At 48.4% G+C, this 16,071-nt stretch carries 17 protein-coding genes; 11 read left to right on the forward strand and 6 right to left on the reverse strand.

Annotation, left to right across the window (positions count from 1 at the left end):
• The first annotated feature begins 12 nt into the window (after nt 1-12).
• Nucleotides 13-531 (forward strand): NADPH-dependent FMN reductase, encoded by a 519-nt coding sequence (locus CEW91_RS00845; protein ID WP_088767249.1) that lies wholly within the window; start codon nt 13-15, stop codon nt 529-531.
• Nucleotides 531-1,031, forward strand: a complete 501-nt coding sequence (locus CEW91_RS00850; protein ID WP_088767250.1) for an MgtC/SapB family protein — start codon at nt 531-533, stop codon at nt 1,029-1,031. Before CEW91_RS00845 ends, CEW91_RS00850 begins: the two co-directional genes overlap by 1 nt.
• A 6-nt stretch (nt 1,032-1,037) precedes the next feature.
• Here the strand turns inward: CEW91_RS00850 and CEW91_RS00855 are convergent, their stop codons facing one another.
• Nucleotides 1,038-1,652, reverse strand: coding sequence for a TetR family transcriptional regulator (locus CEW91_RS00855; RefSeq protein WP_088767251.1), 615 nt, complete (start codon nt 1,650-1,652; stop codon nt 1,038-1,040).
• Between the two features lie 174 nt (nt 1,653-1,826).
• Here CEW91_RS00855 and CEW91_RS00860 point away from each other — a divergent pair, with 174 nt between their 5' ends.
• Nucleotides 1,827-2,105: a DUF3081 domain-containing protein gene (locus CEW91_RS00860; RefSeq protein ID WP_088767252.1), complete on the forward strand. Its 279-nt coding sequence runs from the start codon at nt 1,827-1,829 to the stop codon at nt 2,103-2,105.
• Nucleotides 2,102-2,767 (forward strand): PAQR family membrane homeostasis protein TrhA, encoded by a 666-nt coding sequence (gene trhA / locus CEW91_RS00865; protein ID WP_088767253.1) that lies wholly within the window; start codon nt 2,102-2,104, stop codon nt 2,765-2,767. Before CEW91_RS00860 ends, trhA begins: the two co-directional genes overlap by 4 nt.
• Before the next feature lie 82 nt (nt 2,768-2,849).
• Here trhA and typA read toward each other — a convergent pair whose 3' ends face one another.
• Nucleotides 2,850-4,688: a translational GTPase TypA gene (gene typA / locus CEW91_RS00870; RefSeq protein WP_088767254.1), complete on the reverse strand. Its 1,839-nt coding sequence runs from the start codon at nt 4,686-4,688 to the stop codon at nt 2,850-2,852.
• A gap of 348 nt (nt 4,689-5,036) precedes the next feature.
• Between typA and glnA the strand changes: the two genes are divergently transcribed.
• The 6 genes from glnA to CEW91_RS00900 all read left to right on the forward strand — a co-directional run bounded on the left by glnA (nt 5,037) and on the right by CEW91_RS00900 (nt 12,141).
• The gene (gene glnA / locus CEW91_RS00875; RefSeq protein ID WP_088767255.1) at nt 5,037-6,446 is read left to right on the forward strand and encodes a glutamate--ammonia ligase; all 1,410 of its coding nucleotides are present in this window, start codon (nt 5,037-5,039) and stop codon (nt 6,444-6,446) included.
• 71 nt (nt 6,447-6,517) lie between these two features.
• Nucleotides 6,518-7,576 carry a nitrogen regulation protein NR(II) gene (glnL, locus tag CEW91_RS00880; RefSeq protein WP_088767256.1) on the forward strand — a complete coding sequence of 353 codons (1,059 nt, stop codon included), beginning with the start codon at nt 6,518-6,520 and terminating at the stop codon, nt 7,574-7,576.
• On the forward strand, nt 7,569-8,999 hold the full coding sequence (ntrC, locus tag CEW91_RS00885; protein WP_088767257.1) for a nitrogen regulation protein NR(I): 1,431 nt from the start codon (nt 7,569-7,571) through the stop codon (nt 8,997-8,999). The genes glnL and ntrC overlap by 8 nt, the downstream gene beginning before the upstream one ends.
• A gap of 75 nt (nt 9,000-9,074) precedes the next feature.
• Nucleotides 9,075-9,755, forward strand: a complete 681-nt coding sequence (locus CEW91_RS00890) for a response regulator transcription factor (RefSeq protein WP_088767258.1) — start codon at nt 9,075-9,077, stop codon at nt 9,753-9,755.
• A complete protein-coding gene (locus tag CEW91_RS00895) occupies nt 9,752-11,101 on the forward strand; it encodes a sensor histidine kinase (RefSeq protein ID WP_088767259.1) in 1,350 nt (449 codons plus the stop codon). Before CEW91_RS00890 ends, CEW91_RS00895 begins: the two co-directional genes overlap by 4 nt.
• A 14-nt stretch (nt 11,102-11,115) precedes the next feature.
• Nucleotides 11,116-12,141, forward strand: coding sequence for an alpha/beta hydrolase (locus tag CEW91_RS00900; RefSeq protein WP_088767260.1), 1,026 nt, complete (start codon nt 11,116-11,118; stop codon nt 12,139-12,141).
• On the opposite strand, the gene fieF is transcribed toward CEW91_RS00900, so the two are convergent.
• Nucleotides 12,083-12,997, reverse strand: coding sequence for a cation efflux pump FieF (fieF, locus tag CEW91_RS00905; protein WP_232506995.1), 915 nt, complete (start codon nt 12,995-12,997; stop codon nt 12,083-12,085). The genes CEW91_RS00900 and fieF overlap by 59 nt on opposite strands.
• 70 nt (nt 12,998-13,067) lie before the next feature.
• On the opposite strand from fieF, the gene trmL reads away from it, so the two are divergent.
• The gene (gene trmL, locus CEW91_RS00910; RefSeq protein WP_088767262.1) at nt 13,068-13,532 is read left to right on the forward strand and encodes a tRNA (uridine(34)/cytosine(34)/5-carboxymethylaminomethyluridine(34)-2'-O)-methyltransferase TrmL; all 465 of its coding nucleotides are present in this window, start codon (nt 13,068-13,070) and stop codon (nt 13,530-13,532) included.
• On the opposite strand, the gene CEW91_RS00915 is transcribed toward trmL, so the two are convergent.
• The 3 genes from CEW91_RS00915 to CEW91_RS00925 all read right to left on the reverse strand — a co-directional run bounded on the left by CEW91_RS00915 (nt 13,510) and on the right by CEW91_RS00925 (nt 16,068).
• A complete protein-coding gene (locus CEW91_RS00915; protein ID WP_232506996.1) occupies nt 13,510-14,829 on the reverse strand; it encodes a transporter substrate-binding domain-containing protein in 1,320 nt (439 codons plus the stop codon). The genes trmL and CEW91_RS00915 overlap by 23 nt on opposite strands.
• A 64-nt stretch (nt 14,830-14,893) precedes the next feature.
• On the reverse strand, nt 14,894-15,829 hold the full coding sequence (locus tag CEW91_RS00920) for an amidohydrolase family protein (protein WP_088767263.1): 936 nt from the start codon (nt 15,827-15,829) through the stop codon (nt 14,894-14,896).
• Complete coding sequence (locus tag CEW91_RS00925) at nt 15,820-16,068, reverse strand: hypothetical protein (RefSeq protein ID WP_088767264.1); 249 nt, start codon at nt 16,066-16,068, stop codon at nt 15,820-15,822. Before CEW91_RS00925 ends, CEW91_RS00920 begins: the two co-directional genes overlap by 10 nt.
• Between the last annotated feature and the right edge of the window lie 3 nt (nt 16,069-16,071).

A 16,071-nucleotide genomic window follows, 5' to 3' on the forward strand; every position in this document is an offset into this window, starting at 1 on the left:
TTAGGAGACAGTATGACGGTATTATTTATCGGGGGCAGCCGCCGCAAAGAGTCGCTGAATACGAAACTAAAACACCGACTGGTGGAGGTGGCAGAAAAGCATGGTATACAACACAAACTGCTGGATGCTGACGCTTTGGATGCGCCGATTTATCATGGGGATCTCGAAGAAGCTGAAGGTGTGCCTGAGTCAATGCAGGCGTTGGCGAAAGCCATTGATGCTGCCGACAAAGTGGTGCTAGTCAGTCCGGAATATAATTCGTCGGTATCTCCTTTGATTAAAAATGCGATTGACTGGGTTTCACGCCTTGATATGCAGGCATGGAGTGGAAAAACCGTCTTGCTGGCGGCCGCGTCACCGGGCGGTTTAGGCGGTTTACGCGCGGTCAGTCATCTGCGCGATATACTGGCCAATGTAAAGGCATGGACGGCGCCAATGTGTGCGAGTTGCCCCAATGCCAGTGACAGCGCTATTGCGTCAATGGACGAAGAGTTTTTAATTAATTTCCTGCGTCAGGGAGACAACGGTTAGTGATAGATTGGCAATTGGTTCAGGAGTTAGGACCTTATTCCTGGGAAGGCATAGGCACAGCGCTTTTGTGTGGTGCCATTGTTGGTATAGAACGGCAGGTTCGCGGAAAGCCCGTCGGCATTAGAACGTCAGCTCTTATTACTATCGGTACGTATCTATTTTTGGCGGGTGGCTCGTCGGTATTGTCAGAAACGGGCGATCCATCACGCATCATCGGCCAGATTATCACTGGTGTTGGCTTTCTTGGCGCGGGAGTGATGCTGGCGCGTGATGGTGTTGTTGTCGGTGTCACATCAGCCGCTACGATTTGGGCATTAGCGGCTATCGGTATTGCTGTTGGGCTTGGTATGTATGGTGTCGGTATCGTACTTTCTTTAGTTATTGTGGGTGTATTGCTTGGCGTTGACTTACTAGAAGATACCTTTCAGTCACTGACCAAAGGCGTGCACCGAAAGTACAGTGGCTGGCGCCGGCGACGCGGCGACAGCAACGAGCCTTAGTGGTGTTTAACGCGGCAATCCTTTGACATAAGTGTCTATAGCGGTATTACCGTACTCAACCAGAGGGAAGAAGTCGGGCGCCAGTAACCAGTTGTAAATGAGCCCGTCAACCAAGGAAAATAAACCAATAACAGCCATTCTTGCCTCAATAGTTGGGGCAATTTCGCCAGCATCGATTGCTTTCTGGAAGAGGTTTTCAACATTATCAATACACTCATTCCGGCCGCTGACATGTCGAAGTTTTATTGGATTCACTTCGTCGATATACTCGCATTTATGAAGCAGTATGCTTGCAAGCGATTGAACTTGAGGCTCGTTCTGAACTCTTGCCAAAAACTCCTTTGAGCGAGCTTTAATTTCTTCGAGAATTCCAAACTCACTGGTCTCTGAAATTTGCTCGCGCATTTCGTCAATAGGCAACTTAACGCGCCCCATCAACGACTCAATGAGATCCATTTTATTTTCAAAATGGTGGTATATCGCACCGCGAGTCACACCGGCTTTTTCTGCCACGTGCATCATTGACGTATGGGTCACGCCCTTTTCACTGAACAACGCCTCAGCGGCGTCCAGTAATTTAGAGCGAGTTTCCATGGCGTCTTCTTTAGTGCGTCTAACCATTGTGAACTCCAATTACTTAACATTCGTTCATTATTATAACGGATTCTAATTAATCATGCACATGTGTATGTAAAAACTTAGGCAACTAAATTCAAACATTTGTTCCAAATCGGTTGTCGAAATGGTTTTAGACCCCAATAATAAAGGTATACATTTAACAAGAAGAGGTGCGGCATGAAAAACGAGCTAGACACAAAATTAATGCTTGATGCTTATGAAAAAATTCAGACCCACGGCGAAGCGCGTCAGGGACGCCATTATTTAGACGGCATAGAAGCTTATACCGATCATGACGGCTATACCGTTTTTTTAGAAGGTTACGGAGTCACGCTGACGCTTCAATTTCATAGTTCTTACCACTTGAATTATGAGAACGAATCACAAGTCGATAAATTTATTCGAGCGGTAAAAAATATTGCGGACGGTTACGAGACACCAGGGTACGAGCGATGAGCCAGCATAAAGCCTACACGGCGATGGAAGAAGTCGCGCATGCGCTGACCCACGGTATTGGGGCGGCGTTAAGCATTGCGGCTTTAGTCGTCATGATACTCTGGTCTGTCGCCTATGGCGACGCCTGGCACGTCGTTGCGGCAAGCGTTTACGGGGCGAGCCTTATTTTGCTCTACACGGCGTCAACGCTCTACCATGCTTTTCCCTGGCCGAATATAAAAGCGGTGTTTCAGCAGCTTGATCATGCGGCTATTTATATTCTGATTGCCGGTACTTACACCCCATTTGCACTGATTAATTTGCGCGGTGTCTGGGGCTGGACGTTACTGGGGATTGTCTGGGGTATTGCCATTGTCGGAGTGGTGCTTGAGCTGGCCATGACCAAACGTATTAAATGGCTGTCACTGAGCTTATATTTAGGTTTGGGCTGGATGGCGCTTATTGCAATAAAACCCATGATAGATAATGTCGATTTCGGTGGCTTAATGCTACTGGTAGCAGGCGGGCTGGCTTATACGTTTGGGGTCATTTTTTATGTGTGGAAGTCACTGCCGTACCATCATGCTATTTGGCATTTATTCGTGTTAGCGGGCAGTATTTTTCATTTCTTCTCTATTTTCTATTTTGTTCTGCCGCAACCGGAGCTTGTCGCTGCCAGCTAAACATCGTTGCGGCAATTTCCAGACACATACAAAAAGCCCCGCCGTTAAGCGGGGCTTTATTCATAGTGGCTAAAAGCACAAGTTAGCCTTTTGATTCGCGACCCAGTCGCTTACGCTCATTCTCGGTCAGCGCACGCTTACGAATACGGATCGATTCAGGCGTAACCTCAACCAGCTCGTCATCGTTGATGAACTCAAGCGCTTGCTCAAGAGTGTACTTAATTGGTGGACTAAGCGTTTGAGCGTCGTCAGTACCTGAAGCACGAACGTTCGTCAGCTGTTTACCTTTAAGACAGTTAACGGTTAAGTCGTTAGAGCGGTTATGAATACCAATAACCTGGCCCTCATAGACTTCGTCGCCGTGTGCTGCGAATAATTTACCGCGCTCTTGCAGGTTAAATAGTGCGTAAGTCAGTGCTTTACCCTGCGCGTTCGAAATGAGTACACCGTTCACGCGCTGACCAATAGTGCCGCCTTTGTGCGGACCGTAGTGGTCAAAAGTGTGGTACATCAATCCAGTACCCGATGTCAGTGTCATGAACTCGGTCTGGAAGCCAATTAAGCCACGGCTTGGTACTTCGAAGTCAACACGGACACGACCTTTACCGTCAGGTGTCATATTGGTCATCTCGGCCTTACGTAAGCCCAGTTTTTCCATGACCGAACCCTGGTGCTGCTCTTCGATATCAACAGTCAAAGACTCATACGGTTCCATTTTCTTACCGTCTTCTTCTTTGATGATAACTTCCGGGCGAGACACAGCGAGCTCGAAACCTTCGCGGCGCATGTTTTCGATTAATACACCTAAGTGTAATTCACCACGGCCTGATACGCGGAATTTATCAGGGTTGTCCGTTTCTTCAACGCGAAGCGCTACGTTGTGAACCAGCTCTTGCTGTAAACGCTCAAGAATTTGACGTGAAGTAACGAACTTACCTTCTTTACCCGCGAACGGCGAGGTGTTGACCTGGAACGTCATGGTCACTGTTGGCTCGTCAACGCTTAGCGGCTTCATTGCCTCAGCTGCGCCAACCGCACAAACGGTATCTGAAATCTTCAGTTCGCCCAAACCGGTTATCGCACAAATGTCGCCTGCATGCGCTGATTCGGCGTCAATGCGGTCAAGGCCCAGATAATTAAAGACTTTACCAATTTTACCGCTACGCTCTTTGCCGTCAGCACCCACAATGGTTACCTGTTGGTTGACTTTCACGCTACCGCGAGTCACACGACCAATACCGATAACACCAAGGTAGCTTGAGTAATCCAGCTGTGAAATTTGCATCTGTAAGTCAGCGTCTGGGTCGGCGTCTGGGTGGCTAACTTCATTGACGATAGTTTCGAACAACGGTGTCATGTCCTCGCCAACCGTGTCCTCTTCGCGAGTCGCCCAACCGTTCAATGCCGACGCGTAAACCACTGGGAAGTCTAACTGTTCGTCGGTGGCACCTAAGTTATCGAATAAGTCGAAGACCTGATCCATGACCCAGTCAGGACGAGCGCCCGGGCGGTCGATTTTGTTGATAACAAGAATTGGGTTTAAACCGTGCTCGAATGCTTTCTGTGTGACGAAACGCGTTTGTGGCATAGGACCGTCAACAGCGTCGACCACCAGTAATACAGAGTCTGCCATAGAAAGAACGCGTTCAACTTCACCGCCAAAGTCAGCGTGCCCTGGAGTATCCAGAATGTTGATGCGGTAGTCCTGCCAGTTAACGGCTGTGTTTTTGGCCAAAATAGTAATGCCGCGTTCTTTTTCCAGATCGTTAGAGTCCATGATGCGCTCTTCAAGCTCACCACGACTTTCGAGTGTACCGGATTGCTGGAGCAACTTATCTACGAGTGTCGTCTTACCATGGTCTACGTGCGCAATAATCGCAATGTTGCGAAGCTTATTGATATCAAATGCCTGAGTTGTCATTAAGAAAGCCTGTGTTTGTCGGTAGTGAGTGTAAACCCAACCCTTCCGACGGGGGTTTATGAAAAATAGCGGCGTATTCTACCTGCTTAGACGATATTAAAAAAGACCTGATTGTTTTTTGTTCGTTATTTTTGTCGAATAAACCGCCACTCATTCTGTTCCGAATTTGTGACTGCCGGTGATCGAATGCACCCTAATGGTGCGTAATGAGCGGTAATGGTGCGCAAGTAAGTTTGCACAAAAATGACACTGAAGTAACTGATTGATTTTTAATAAAAAGTAAATTGGCACAGGCTTTGCTATACTGTGGCTGTTACTTTTTAAAGACGCTGTCTACTGGAGGACAACATGTCAGCTGATAAGATTTTCGATACCATTAAAGAAAACGACGTAAAATTCGTCGACCTACGCTTTACCGATACTAAGGGTAAAGAACAACACGTCACTATTCCGGTGTCGCAAATCGATGAAGACTTCTTCGAAGAAGGTAAAATGTTTGACGGCTCGTCAATTGCAGGCTGGAAAGGTATTAACGAATCGGACATGGTGTTAATGCCTGACAATGATTCAGCCGTACTGGATCCGTTCACTGATGAAATGACGTTAAACATTCGTTGCGACATTTTAGAGCCTGAAACACTGCAAGGTTACAGCCGTGACCCACGCTCTATCGCCAAACGTGCGGAAGAGTTCCTGCGCAGTTCTGGCATTGCCGATGAAGCTTACTTTGGTCCGGAGCCAGAGTTTTTCCTTTTCAACGATGTTCGTTTCCGTACTGATATGAGCGGTTCGTTCTATAAAATTGATGCGGATGAAGCAGAGTGGAACTCAGGTCGTGAGTACTCGGAAGGCAACATGGCTCACCGTCCGGGCGTGAAAGGCGGTTACTTCCCGGTACCACCGGTCGACTCAGCTCACGACATTCGTGGCACCATGAGTTTGGTTATGGAAGACATGGGCTTAGTGGTTGAAGCGCACCACCATGAGGTGGCGACAGCTGGTCAGAACGAGGTAGCGACCCGTTTCAACACCTTAACAACCAAAGCCGACGAGCTGCAGATTTACAAATATGTTGTGCACAATGTTGCTCATTCTTATGGCATGACAGCCACCTTTATGCCTAAGCCTTTAGTGGGCGATAACGGCTCAGGTATGCACGTACATATGTCACTGAATAAAGGCGGCGAAAACCTGTTCGCAGGCGACCAATATGCTGGCTTAAGCGAAACGGCGCTTTATTACATTGGCGGTATTGTGAAACACGCTCGTGCGATTAATGCCTTCGCTAACGCATCAACGAACTCTTATAAACGTTTGGTGCCAGGCTTTGAAGCGCCGGTGATGCTGGCTTACTCAGCGCGTAACCGTTCTGCATCCATTCGCATTCCGCTGGTGTCGAGTGCTAAAGCGCGTCGTATTGAAGTGCGTTTCCCTGACCCAAGTGCGAACCCTTACCTGTGTTTCACTGCACTGCTTATGGCTGGTCTTGACGGTATTCGTAACAAGATTCACCCGGGTGATGCAATGGACAAGGATTTATACAACTTGCCGCCAGAAGAAGCGAAAGACATTCCAACCGTTTGTCATTCGTTAGAAATGGCGCTGGAAGCATTAGATAAAGACCGTGACTTCCTGAAGCAAGGCGGTGTTATGGACGATGACATGATCGACGCTTATATTGGCCTTAAATACAACGAAGTAGAGACATTGAAGAAGACTACCCACCCGGTAGAGTTCGATATGTACTACAGCGTTTAACAACCTTTAAAGGGCGGTTTATACCGCCCTTTTTAATTGCACCAATTTGGTGCGTACGCTATTCTCTCCTTGTGAACACAAATACCTTAATCAATCAGCTTCTGACCGGGATACTCGTTTTAGACGAGAATTTCACCATACGCTATGTCAATTCAGCGGCGGAGTCGTTGCTTGATCACAGCGCCAAGCGACTGCTCGGCGAACCCTTTTCGACGGCATTTTTTCAATGCTCGCTGGCCAGTGAGACCATTGCAAACTGCTTTCAATATGAGCAGCGAGTGTTAAATACCGATGTGGAATTCACCTTACATTCCGGGCATCGAATTACCGTTGATGTGTGCATTCAGACGATACAGGACAGCGGCCAAACGCAATTGCTGATGGAACTTCGTAAGGCGGATCAGTTGCGTCGCATTAATCAGGAAGACCAACAGCGTAACCAGCTGTATGCAACTCAGCATTTACTGCGTGGCATGGCGCATGAAATTAAAAACCCGTTAGGTGGATTGCGCGGCGCGGCACAGTTGCTTGCTCGTGAGTTAAATGATGACTACCTGAAAGAATACACGGACTTAATTATCAGTCAGTCTGACCGGCTACGGTTTTTGGTTGACCGTCTGTTAGGTCCGATGAAACCCGGTAAACGGGGGTGGGTAAATATTCATGAAATAACCGAGCGTGTCGCAAAGACCCTGTCTTATGAATATGGCGATACGCTAACGATCACGCGTGACTATGACCCATCGCTGCCGGACATCATGATTGTTGAAGAAAGCTGCGAACAGGTGTTTTTGAATATCGCACAAAATGCGGCGCAGGCGATGAATGGTAACGGGAAGCTGACGGTAAGAACGCGGGTCGAGCATCAGCAGACACTGTTCGGTGAGCGTTATCGGCAATGTGCCGTGGTGCATTTTATTGATACCGGCCCGGGTATTTCGGACGCATTACGGGACACGCTATTTTATCCGCTAGTCAGTGGCCGAGCGGAAGGCACCGGGTTGGGGCTGTCGCTGGCGCAAACCATCGTGCATCAGCACAAAGGCAAAATTGAGGTGAACTCGGAACCCGGGCGCACTCAATTTTCTGTCTATTTACCTTATGTAAGTGAGGGATCTGGGAATGACTGACGCGAGTTTATGGATTATCGATGACGATGACTCCATTCGTTGGGTGCTGGAAAAAGCGTTCGCAAACAGCCGCTATAAAGTGCGCGCGTTTTCCGACAGCGATTCGTTTTTTAACGCGCTTGAACAGCAACAGCCCAGCGTCGTCATGACGGATATTCGCATGCCCGGCGATGACGGACTGGTTGTGCTGGAGAAACTAAAAGAGAACTATCCCGGTATGCCGGTCGTGGTCATGACGGCGCATTCTGACTTAGATACGACCGTGAAAGCATTTCAGGGTGGGGCTTTTGAGTACTTACCGAAGCCATTTGATATTGATGAAGCGTTGACGACAGTAGACCGGGCTTTACGACACCTGGCTGAAAATAGACAACGTGCGCAGCAGCCGAAAACGGCCAAAGTGCCTGAAATTATTGGTGACGCACCGGCCATGCAGGATGTTTTCCGTGCCATTGGGCGACTGTCGTCATCGAGTGTGAGTGTATTGCTCACTGGCGAAACGGGTACAGGTAAAGAGTTAGTCGCTCGTGCATTGCATAAGCACAGTCCGAGAGCTGAGGAGCCTTTCATTGCATTGAATATGGCGGCGATTCCGGCGGATCTCATCGAATCGGAACTGTTTGGGCACGAGCGTGGTGCTTTTACCGGCGCGGACAAAAAACGCATTGGTCGTTTCCAGCAAGCCAATGGCGGTACGCTGTTTTTGGATGAAATAGGCGATATGCCGTTGCCTGTTCAAACCCGGCTGCTGCGTGTATTAGCCGAAGGCCAGTTTTATCCGGTGGGAGCACACCAACCGGTAGAGGTGGATGTTCGGGTTATTGCTGCGACACATCGGTCGTTGGAAACCTTGGTGGAAAAGGGGCTATTTCGAGACGATCTCTATCACCGCCTGAATGTGATTCGACTGAAATTGCCGCCGTTAAGAAAACGGCAGAATGATATTCCTACGTTAGCTGAGCACTTCCTGGAAACGGCTTCCGAAGAACTTGGTGTTGCAGTGAAAAAGCTGTCTAAAGACGCGTTAAGTATTCTAAAAGCGTATGAGTGGCCGGGCAACGTACGCCAACTAGAAAACACCTGTCGCTGGTTGACGGTTATGGCGCCGGGTCAGCGGGTGGGTATGGATGACTTACCGGATGACATTGTTCACCGGGAAAACGATAAAAGGGAGCTGTTAAGCACGCCCCGGGAGCGCAGCGAAAGTGAACCTTTTGAAGACTGGTTAGGTCTATTAGTCGATGAACTTAAAAGGCTGCCCGATGATAGCGAAGCGGTATTAGAGAGTTACCAAAGAGACTTTGAAAAAGCCGCGCTTGAGCACGCATTAAATCGGTTTCACGGACATAAACAGAAAGCCGCACTGTGGCTGGGTTGGGGCCGGAACACGCTGACCCGAAAACGGAAAAATCTGCTAAAGTAAAAGTTCTGTAAATTGGGTCGTATATTGAGCGGTCATTTTGGATCATGGATTTATTTCTGGAGAGAACAACAAGTTATGAGACATTCAGTACTACTCATTGATGATGATAGCGAAATGTCCGTTATGCTGACGGAGTTGTTTAAGCGTGAATCTGTTGATCTGACGACCGCTGAAGACGGCGTGAAAGGACTTGATGAAGCATTAAACGGTGACTATGAACTGATTCTACTGGACGTTATGTTGCCGGGAATTGACGGTATGCAGTTGCTGCAACGCCTTCGCCAACAACACCGTGACACCGCCGTGTTAATGCTGACCGCGCGTGGTGACGACGATGACCGGGTTATGGGACTTGAGCTGGGTGCAGACGACTACCTGCCAAAACCCTTTAACCCCAGAGAGTTGATTGCGCGCGTTAAAGCACTGCTGCGCCGTACGCCAAACACGACTATGCAGAGTGAACGCCTGTCGGTATGTGGCATTAATTTAGATCCTGCCACAACCGAAGTGCATTGTGATGGCTCTGAACTGATTTTAACGCCCACTGAGTTCGATATTTTACGTTGCTTAATGCAACAGGCCGGGCACATGGTCAGTAAAGATCAGCTGTCGGTAGCGGCGCTAGGACGAAAAATGGAGCCTTTTGACCGCAGTTTGGATGTTCACATCAGTAATATTCGTAAAAAATTACCGACTAAGCCCGATCGTATTCAAACCATTCGTGGTCGTGGGTATCGCTTACTTGCGAGTTTATGAAAACACGACGCACGCGGTGGTATCGGTCATTAACGTTAAGGTTGCTGCTGGTTTTCTGGGCGCTGCTGTCAGTGACTGCCGCCAGCGGCTACCTTTTGGCTATTTGGAACAAACCTAAGGCGGAGCTTTCTCCGCTTAAACCTGAAATATACCAAACCCTGCAACCGCTTTTGAGCGATGCGTTAACCTTTCACTCCCTGCAGCCGGGGCGCCTCATTGCCGGTGATTACCGAGTTGCCGCGCAATTGTCGAATACTGGTAGCGAAAAACTCCTGATGGATGAACTGCTGCGCATTAAACACGGTTCGACGTTATTGCGAATGCTGGGTCAGGAGCAACCGCAGCAAATCCCCCTCGATGAACGGTTGTTGATGGGTCCTTTCGAGCTTAATGGCAATAAAATACTGGTGACACGACCATTAGGCCCTGAGGAATACGTCGATAAAGAGCAACTTGAACAAGAGTCGATGGAGGCGCGTGCACTGACCGTCATTATCGGCAGTGGCGTGTTGGCTATTTTGTTGGGTATTTGGCTTATTCGCCCTATTCGCCGAATGATATTAGGTATGCGAGAAGTGGCAAAAGGCAGTGCGAAACCCGATTTAAAAAGATTGCCAAAGCGTAGCGACGAAGTGGGCGAGCTGGCGCGAGCTTTGTCGCAAACGGCACTGGATTTAGCGAAATCGAGAGACGCCCAACGCCGGCTTTTAAGCGATGTGTCACACGAACTGCGTTCGCCAATGGCGCGTATGCAGGTTGCTCTGGACTTAACCGAAACCGACGTAAGTCAGGATGATCCTAACTGGCAGCAGCTGCGCAGAGACACAGAGCGGCTCAGCGTCATTATAGAACGTATTTTGTCACTATCTCGCTTGGAAAACGGCTTAATAGAACTGAACAAAGAGGCTCTGGACAGTGGCGAGCTGGTGCAGCAGTTGATAAACGATATGTGCTATCAGAAGCCCGAGGTTGAGAAGCGTTTAGTGAAACTCGGTGATGCCTGGCCAGAAGTGGACACCGATGCGGAGCTATTCCGTTTGGTACTCGAGAATATTGTACGTAATGCGCTGCACTACACGGAGAATAACGTTGAGCTCGCTTGTGAAGTGGGTCGGGACACTCTGTGTGTGATAATTCGAGACCACGGTCCGGGGGTGGAAGAATCAACGTTGGAGAAATTGTTTGAACCCTTCTACCGGGGCGATCCGGCTCGCCATCATAAAGCAGGAGTCGGACTTGGTCTTGCTCTCAGTCAGAGAGCAGCGGTTGTGCTTGGTGGGAGCTTGACCGCCAGAAACCACCCTGAAGGCGGACTGGAAGTCGTGCTAGAATTGCCAAAACGGTAATTTGAGCAACACGCATGTCGCTAAACGACCCTATAAAACAAAAGCCTGCCGATGACTCGCCTGATTGGCGAGCATTTTTTGATGAGACGATTGTGCCCTTCTGGAACACAAAGGTTCAGTCGGCGTACTTTAAAACTGAAGATGGACTCACCCTACATTATGCGTTTTATAAACACAGCGCAGATGCACCTTTGGTTGTTATTAGTCCGGGGCGTATCGAGTCGGCGTTAAAATATCAGGAGCTGTTTTGGGAATTAGCACAATACGGACTCTCTGTCGCAGCTATCGATCATCGTGGTCAAGGGTTATCGGATCGTTTAACGAGTAACCCGCACCAAGGGCATGTTGAGGACTTTAATGATTTTGTTCGTGACTTTGCTCTTTTTTCTTCTGAACTTAAGACGCTCTTTGGGGGTGTGCCAAAAACGCTATTCTCGCACTCCATGGGCGGAACCATAGCGACTTTGTATTGCGCAAATTACCAACACAGTTATCGCTCGCTTATTTTGTCAGCGCCTATGTTCTCAATTGAAACTGGCGGAGTGCCGTATTGGTTAGCGAAGCTGGTTGTTTGTGTGGGGGCTCGGGTGAACCGATGGTTTGCCCGACCTTGGTACTTTTTGGGCATGAAGAATTATCAGCGCCTTGCGTTTGATGACAATGTGCTGACACAAAGCCCGGCGCGGTACGATGCTTTTCGTGATGGTTATGACGCTCAGCCGGAGTTGCAGCTTGGCGGACCAACGTTTAATTGGTTGTTTGAAGCAATAAAAGCCTCAGAAGCGGCTCAGAATGTGGTCAATGAAATCCGCATTCCAGTGACATTATTCCGGGCTGGTTCCGACCAGGTTGTTTCTAAAACAGGGCAGCTGGCGGTCGCAGCAAAAGCGACAGAAGAACGTTTCACCCTAAGAACAATAGAGGGGGCGTACCACGAGTTAATGATGGAAAAAGACGAGTTTCGTGCGCCTTTGCTGCGCACTATCGTTGAGCAGACCCTTCCACTATTGCAACAATCTCAGGATCCATGTGAACAATAATGTCGGCCCCCGGAAAAGCTTTCATCAATTCGGTCTCAACGTTATCGGCAATAGCGTGAGCTCTCAATAGTGACAAACGGTTGTCGAGCTCAATATGGAGCTGTATAAAACGAACGGGTCCGGCTTCGCGAGTCCTTAAACCGTGAAAGCCCTTAACCCCATCAACAGAAAGGGTAACTTCAGATATCTGCTTTTGATGCTCTTCTGATAGTTCGCGATCCATGAGTGACTGAAAGGCATCCCAGCCAATTTTTATTGCACCAACAATTAGATATAGTGCTATGCCAATGGCAAAAACGCTGTCTGCCCAGAACCACCCCATGCTGGTCAGTATCAGCGCAACAATGACCGCCAGGTTCAGCAAAATATCGGACTGGTAATGTAGGTTATCGGCCTGGATGGCTTGTGACTGGGTTTGTCTTATAGCAATACGTTGAATCACTATCAGCACTGCCGTAATCACAATGGCGATAATAGAAACGATAATGCCATAACCCGCCTTAGGCACACCTCCGCCTTGTAACAGTTGCTGCACGCTGTGAAAGACTAATAACATACTGGAACCAGCAATAAAGGCGCTTTGCGCCATAGCCGCCAAAGATTCAGCTTTACCGTGACCAAAGCGATGTTCCTCATCTGCAGGCTGAAGTGCATAGCGAATGGCAAAAAAGCTGAAAATAGACGCGCCGCTATCGAGAATCGAGTCCGTTAAGGAAGCCAACATACTCGCAGATTCGGTTTGTAACCAGGCAAACAGCTTTATTGCAATGAGAGTGGCAGCCACGATAACCGACGAAGCGCTGGCTAAGCGAACCCAGAAAGCGTAGTTTTGCTGATAATTTTTCTGCTTTGGCACGATGCGGACACACATTAAAAAAGAATATTCTGCTATTCTACCGTTTTTCTATAAACGATGAAAATTAGCCATGCTGCATTTAGTTTTATTTGAGCCGGAAATACCGCCTAACACCGGCAATGTTATACGCTTGTCCGCGAACACGGGCATGCGACTGCATTTGATAGAGCCGTTAGGCTTTGAGTTGGATGAGAAGAAAGTACGGCGTGCGGGATTGGATTACCACGATTTGGCAGCGGTCAGCATTCATGAAAGCTGGCAGGCGTTTTTGTCTAATGTTGAGCACAACCGTATTTTTGCCTGCACGACGAAGGGCAAGACTCGTTATACCGACGTTCAATATCAGCCAAATGATGTATTGCTGTTTGGGCCGGAAACTCGAGGTCTGCCAATGACCGTGCTGGAAACGTTTTCGTCGGAAAACTGGTTGCGTTTACCAATGGCTGATACCAGCCGCAGCTTAAATTTGTCGAACTCAGTGGCAATCTTCGCTTATGAAGCGTGGCGTCAGCTTAATTTTGCGGGGGCCCGCTAACGTTATTAACGACATAATGGTCGAATGCACGCTTTAACGAGCGACCTCGTGGTGTAGCGGGAAATGCGACGAAAAGTGGACTTGGCTCCGCAATTAATTGTTGCTTGTAGGGTTTTTCAGTCCAGTCAGGTAAGTTGCTTCGGTAATCAACAACAGCATTGACCCGGCCCATATCTAATAATGCAAAACAGTCGAGAGAACTGTCTGCCCGGTAAAACGGACGTTGCGTATCGACCAGATCTTCAATGAATCGTGGTCCCGACAGGCAAATAGGCCCTTCATTTTGTTCTTCCAGACTGAACAAGTAAAGGCTGTCGTCATAGCCAACGTGATACTTTGACAAGATGGTATTGGGAATGCTTTGGCTAGCTCGAACGCCCAACAGAGCATCGGCACGAGCTTCCTGTATCATTTGTTTCGCTCGCTGCCAGCTGGTAACAACCGGATGCAATTCGGCTACTTCTGGGAAAACGCGCTTTGCAAATGCCCACAATTTGCCTGTACCGTCTGCGTTCGTTAGTCCTTTTTGAACAGGCCCTAAAACAACCACAGGCTTCGATGGGTCAAGTGGCTGTGCAGGGGGCGCTGTATGAACACCATAGGCCTTTTGCAGCTCCTCAATACGACCACTTTCTCTCAGCTTTTGCAGCTGGTACGTCAGTTGAGGAATAAGCCGAGCGTGCTCTTCGTTTAGGTAATGAAAGCCTTGCTCGATAGAAAGTCGGTGAGTAATAAAGTTAGGGTTTTTGCTTAGTGCAGACCCCTGATACTGGAAGTCCGCCATAAAGGCGGCGTCTACTCGACCAGCCTCAACCAGTTTTACTACTTGCTCTAAATCCGTTGGCGTGACAACAGAGGGCGGTCTTGAAAGCTTTTTGACGACGGTAGTAATTGAATCCATTCCGTTAACGTACGCCAGGCTGTCATAGTTTCCCGGGCGACAATAACCGCACCGGCGTCGGTCGGTGACTGCCAGGATGTCAAACCTAAATAGTGGAAAAGGAACGCGTCGCAGTTCGTGCCGCTTGTTTTCTAAAGCGGTTGTTCTGCCGAGCTCCCCGGCAATGGTTCCTTTGGCGGCTAACTGTTCACCTCGCACCCGTGGCAGGTCTATATAGTTAAGTTGAATACCAAGTTCACGGTAGGCTTCTTCAAGCACAGCGGTAACATAATTGGTAAAGGCACTCTCGTCCGGCGCACGGAAAGTGAGCTTTTCCTGGGCATAGCTATTAGTTGTTATTAAGAGTATACCGATACAGTATACGAATGCCGCGATACTCGGTAGTCGCAATTTCATAGTAAGAATGCATAGGACTCGGGTTGCTTATACAACGCACAGTATAGCAGCGTTCAGAGGTCGGTCACGACCCCTGAAATTCACCAAATTTCAATAGCTTACCTGTTTCAACAACCATTTTACCATTGGCTATCACATAGGTTATGGAATAGTCATCTGGGTTCATTAAAACGAGATCGGCATCAGCACCCACCGCCACACGACCTTTGTGCAAAAGTTCTAGGTGACTAGCCGCGTTAGTTGAGGATGCCTTAAATACTTTCTGAGGAGGAATTTGATTGGCAAGAGCCTCTTGAACGGACTCCAGTAAACTTTGCGCCTGACCTACTTTTAAGCCACGTAGCCGACCATTTTTGTCAAAGTCGGGCAAACTTGCATTGCAGTCAGTGCTAAAACTAATGAAGTTCTCATCTACTCCGAGTTCCAATAACTCACCGAGTGCTTCAGCTGCTGCAATTTCGCCTGCTGCTAGTAACTCAGGTGTGGTTGAGGTGGTTAAATCCAACACTGCTCCTTGATGTGCAAAAGAAGCTGAACTTTCAAGTAACTCGCGGTGACGATTAATATGAGTTGGATAAAACTGGTGCGCGGTGACGTCATAATCGGAACATGCTTGCTCGACCACGGACAGCATTGCAGGTTCGTCCCCTACGTGCAAAAAAACAACCCCTGCTTTGCCCGCTAATAACCCTCCGACTTTAGCATCAGATGCGAGTCGAGCAAGTTCATGTGGCGTTATTTGAGAGCCGCGCTTATCGGCGATAGCAACTTCACCTACACCGATAAACTTATCAATTAGAATAAGGTCGTCACGTACGGAACCACTAATGGTTTTTACTGGGAATTCGTAAGAGCCTGTGTAGCAATAAGTGCTAAGACCTTCATTAGTTAATCCCCGAGCTTTGGCCAACATATCGACTAGGGAACGTGTTGAGGCATCGGTTCCCAAACCAGAGACCATTGTGGTTATTCCAGCGCTGAAAGCGTCAGTTACCGGCATATCAGGCGTTCTGGTATGGAATCCCCCTCGCCGCCACCTCCATTAAAATGTGCAAGCGGATCAACGAAGCCGGGAATTAACCACAGACCTTTAGCATCTATCGTGTGGACTTGGATATTTTGTCCGGTAATATCAATGTTGTTCTCTATTGCGGCGATACGGCCATCAGCCAATAAAATATCGAGCTGACCAATGGGATCGGGTGACCAAACATGGGCATTTTTAATTAGTGTGAGCATATA

The sequence above is a fragment of the Idiomarina piscisalsi genome (assembly GCF_002211765.1).
In the GTDB taxonomy this organism is placed as follows: Bacteria; Pseudomonadota; Gammaproteobacteria; order Enterobacterales; family Alteromonadaceae; genus Idiomarina; species Idiomarina piscisalsi_A.

Coding starts and splice junctions, on each gene's coding strand:
- typA (WP_088767254.1), bottom strand. CDS start 4,688: ATGACAACTCAGGCATTTGATATCAATAAGCTTCGCAACATTGCGATT.
- glnA (WP_088767255.1), top strand. CDS start 5,037: ATGTCAGCTGATAAGATTTTCGATACCATTAAAGAAAACGACGTAAAA.
- CEW91_RS00900 (WP_088767260.1), top strand. CDS start 11,116: ATGTCGCTAAACGACCCTATAAAACAAAAGCCTGCCGATGACTCGCCT.
- CEW91_RS00845 (WP_088767249.1), top strand. CDS start 13: ATGACGGTATTATTTATCGGGGGCAGCCGCCGCAAAGAGTCGCTGAAT.
- ntrC (WP_088767257.1), top strand. CDS start 7,569: ATGACTGACGCGAGTTTATGGATTATCGATGACGATGACTCCATTCGT.
- CEW91_RS00890 (WP_088767258.1), top strand. CDS start 9,075: ATGAGACATTCAGTACTACTCATTGATGATGATAGCGAAATGTCCGTT.
- trmL (WP_088767262.1), top strand. CDS start 13,068: ATGCTGCATTTAGTTTTATTTGAGCCGGAAATACCGCCTAACACCGGC.
- CEW91_RS00925 (WP_088767264.1), bottom strand. CDS start 16,068: ATGCTCACACTAATTAAAAATGCCCATGTTTGGTCACCCGATCCCATT.
- CEW91_RS00920 (WP_088767263.1), bottom strand. CDS start 15,829: ATGCCGGTAACTGACGCTTTCAGCGCTGGAATAACCACAATGGTCTCT.
- CEW91_RS00855 (WP_088767251.1), bottom strand. CDS start 1,652: ATGGTTAGACGCACTAAAGAAGACGCCATGGAAACTCGCTCTAAATTA.
- trhA (WP_088767253.1), top strand. CDS start 2,102: ATGAGCCAGCATAAAGCCTACACGGCGATGGAAGAAGTCGCGCATGCG.
- CEW91_RS00860 (WP_088767252.1), top strand. CDS start 1,827: ATGAAAAACGAGCTAGACACAAAATTAATGCTTGATGCTTATGAAAAA.
- CEW91_RS00895 (WP_088767259.1), top strand. CDS start 9,752: ATGAAAACACGACGCACGCGGTGGTATCGGTCATTAACGTTAAGGTTG.
- CEW91_RS00915 (WP_232506996.1), bottom strand. CDS start 14,829: ATGAAATTGCGACTACCGAGTATCGCGGCATTCGTATACTGTATCGGT.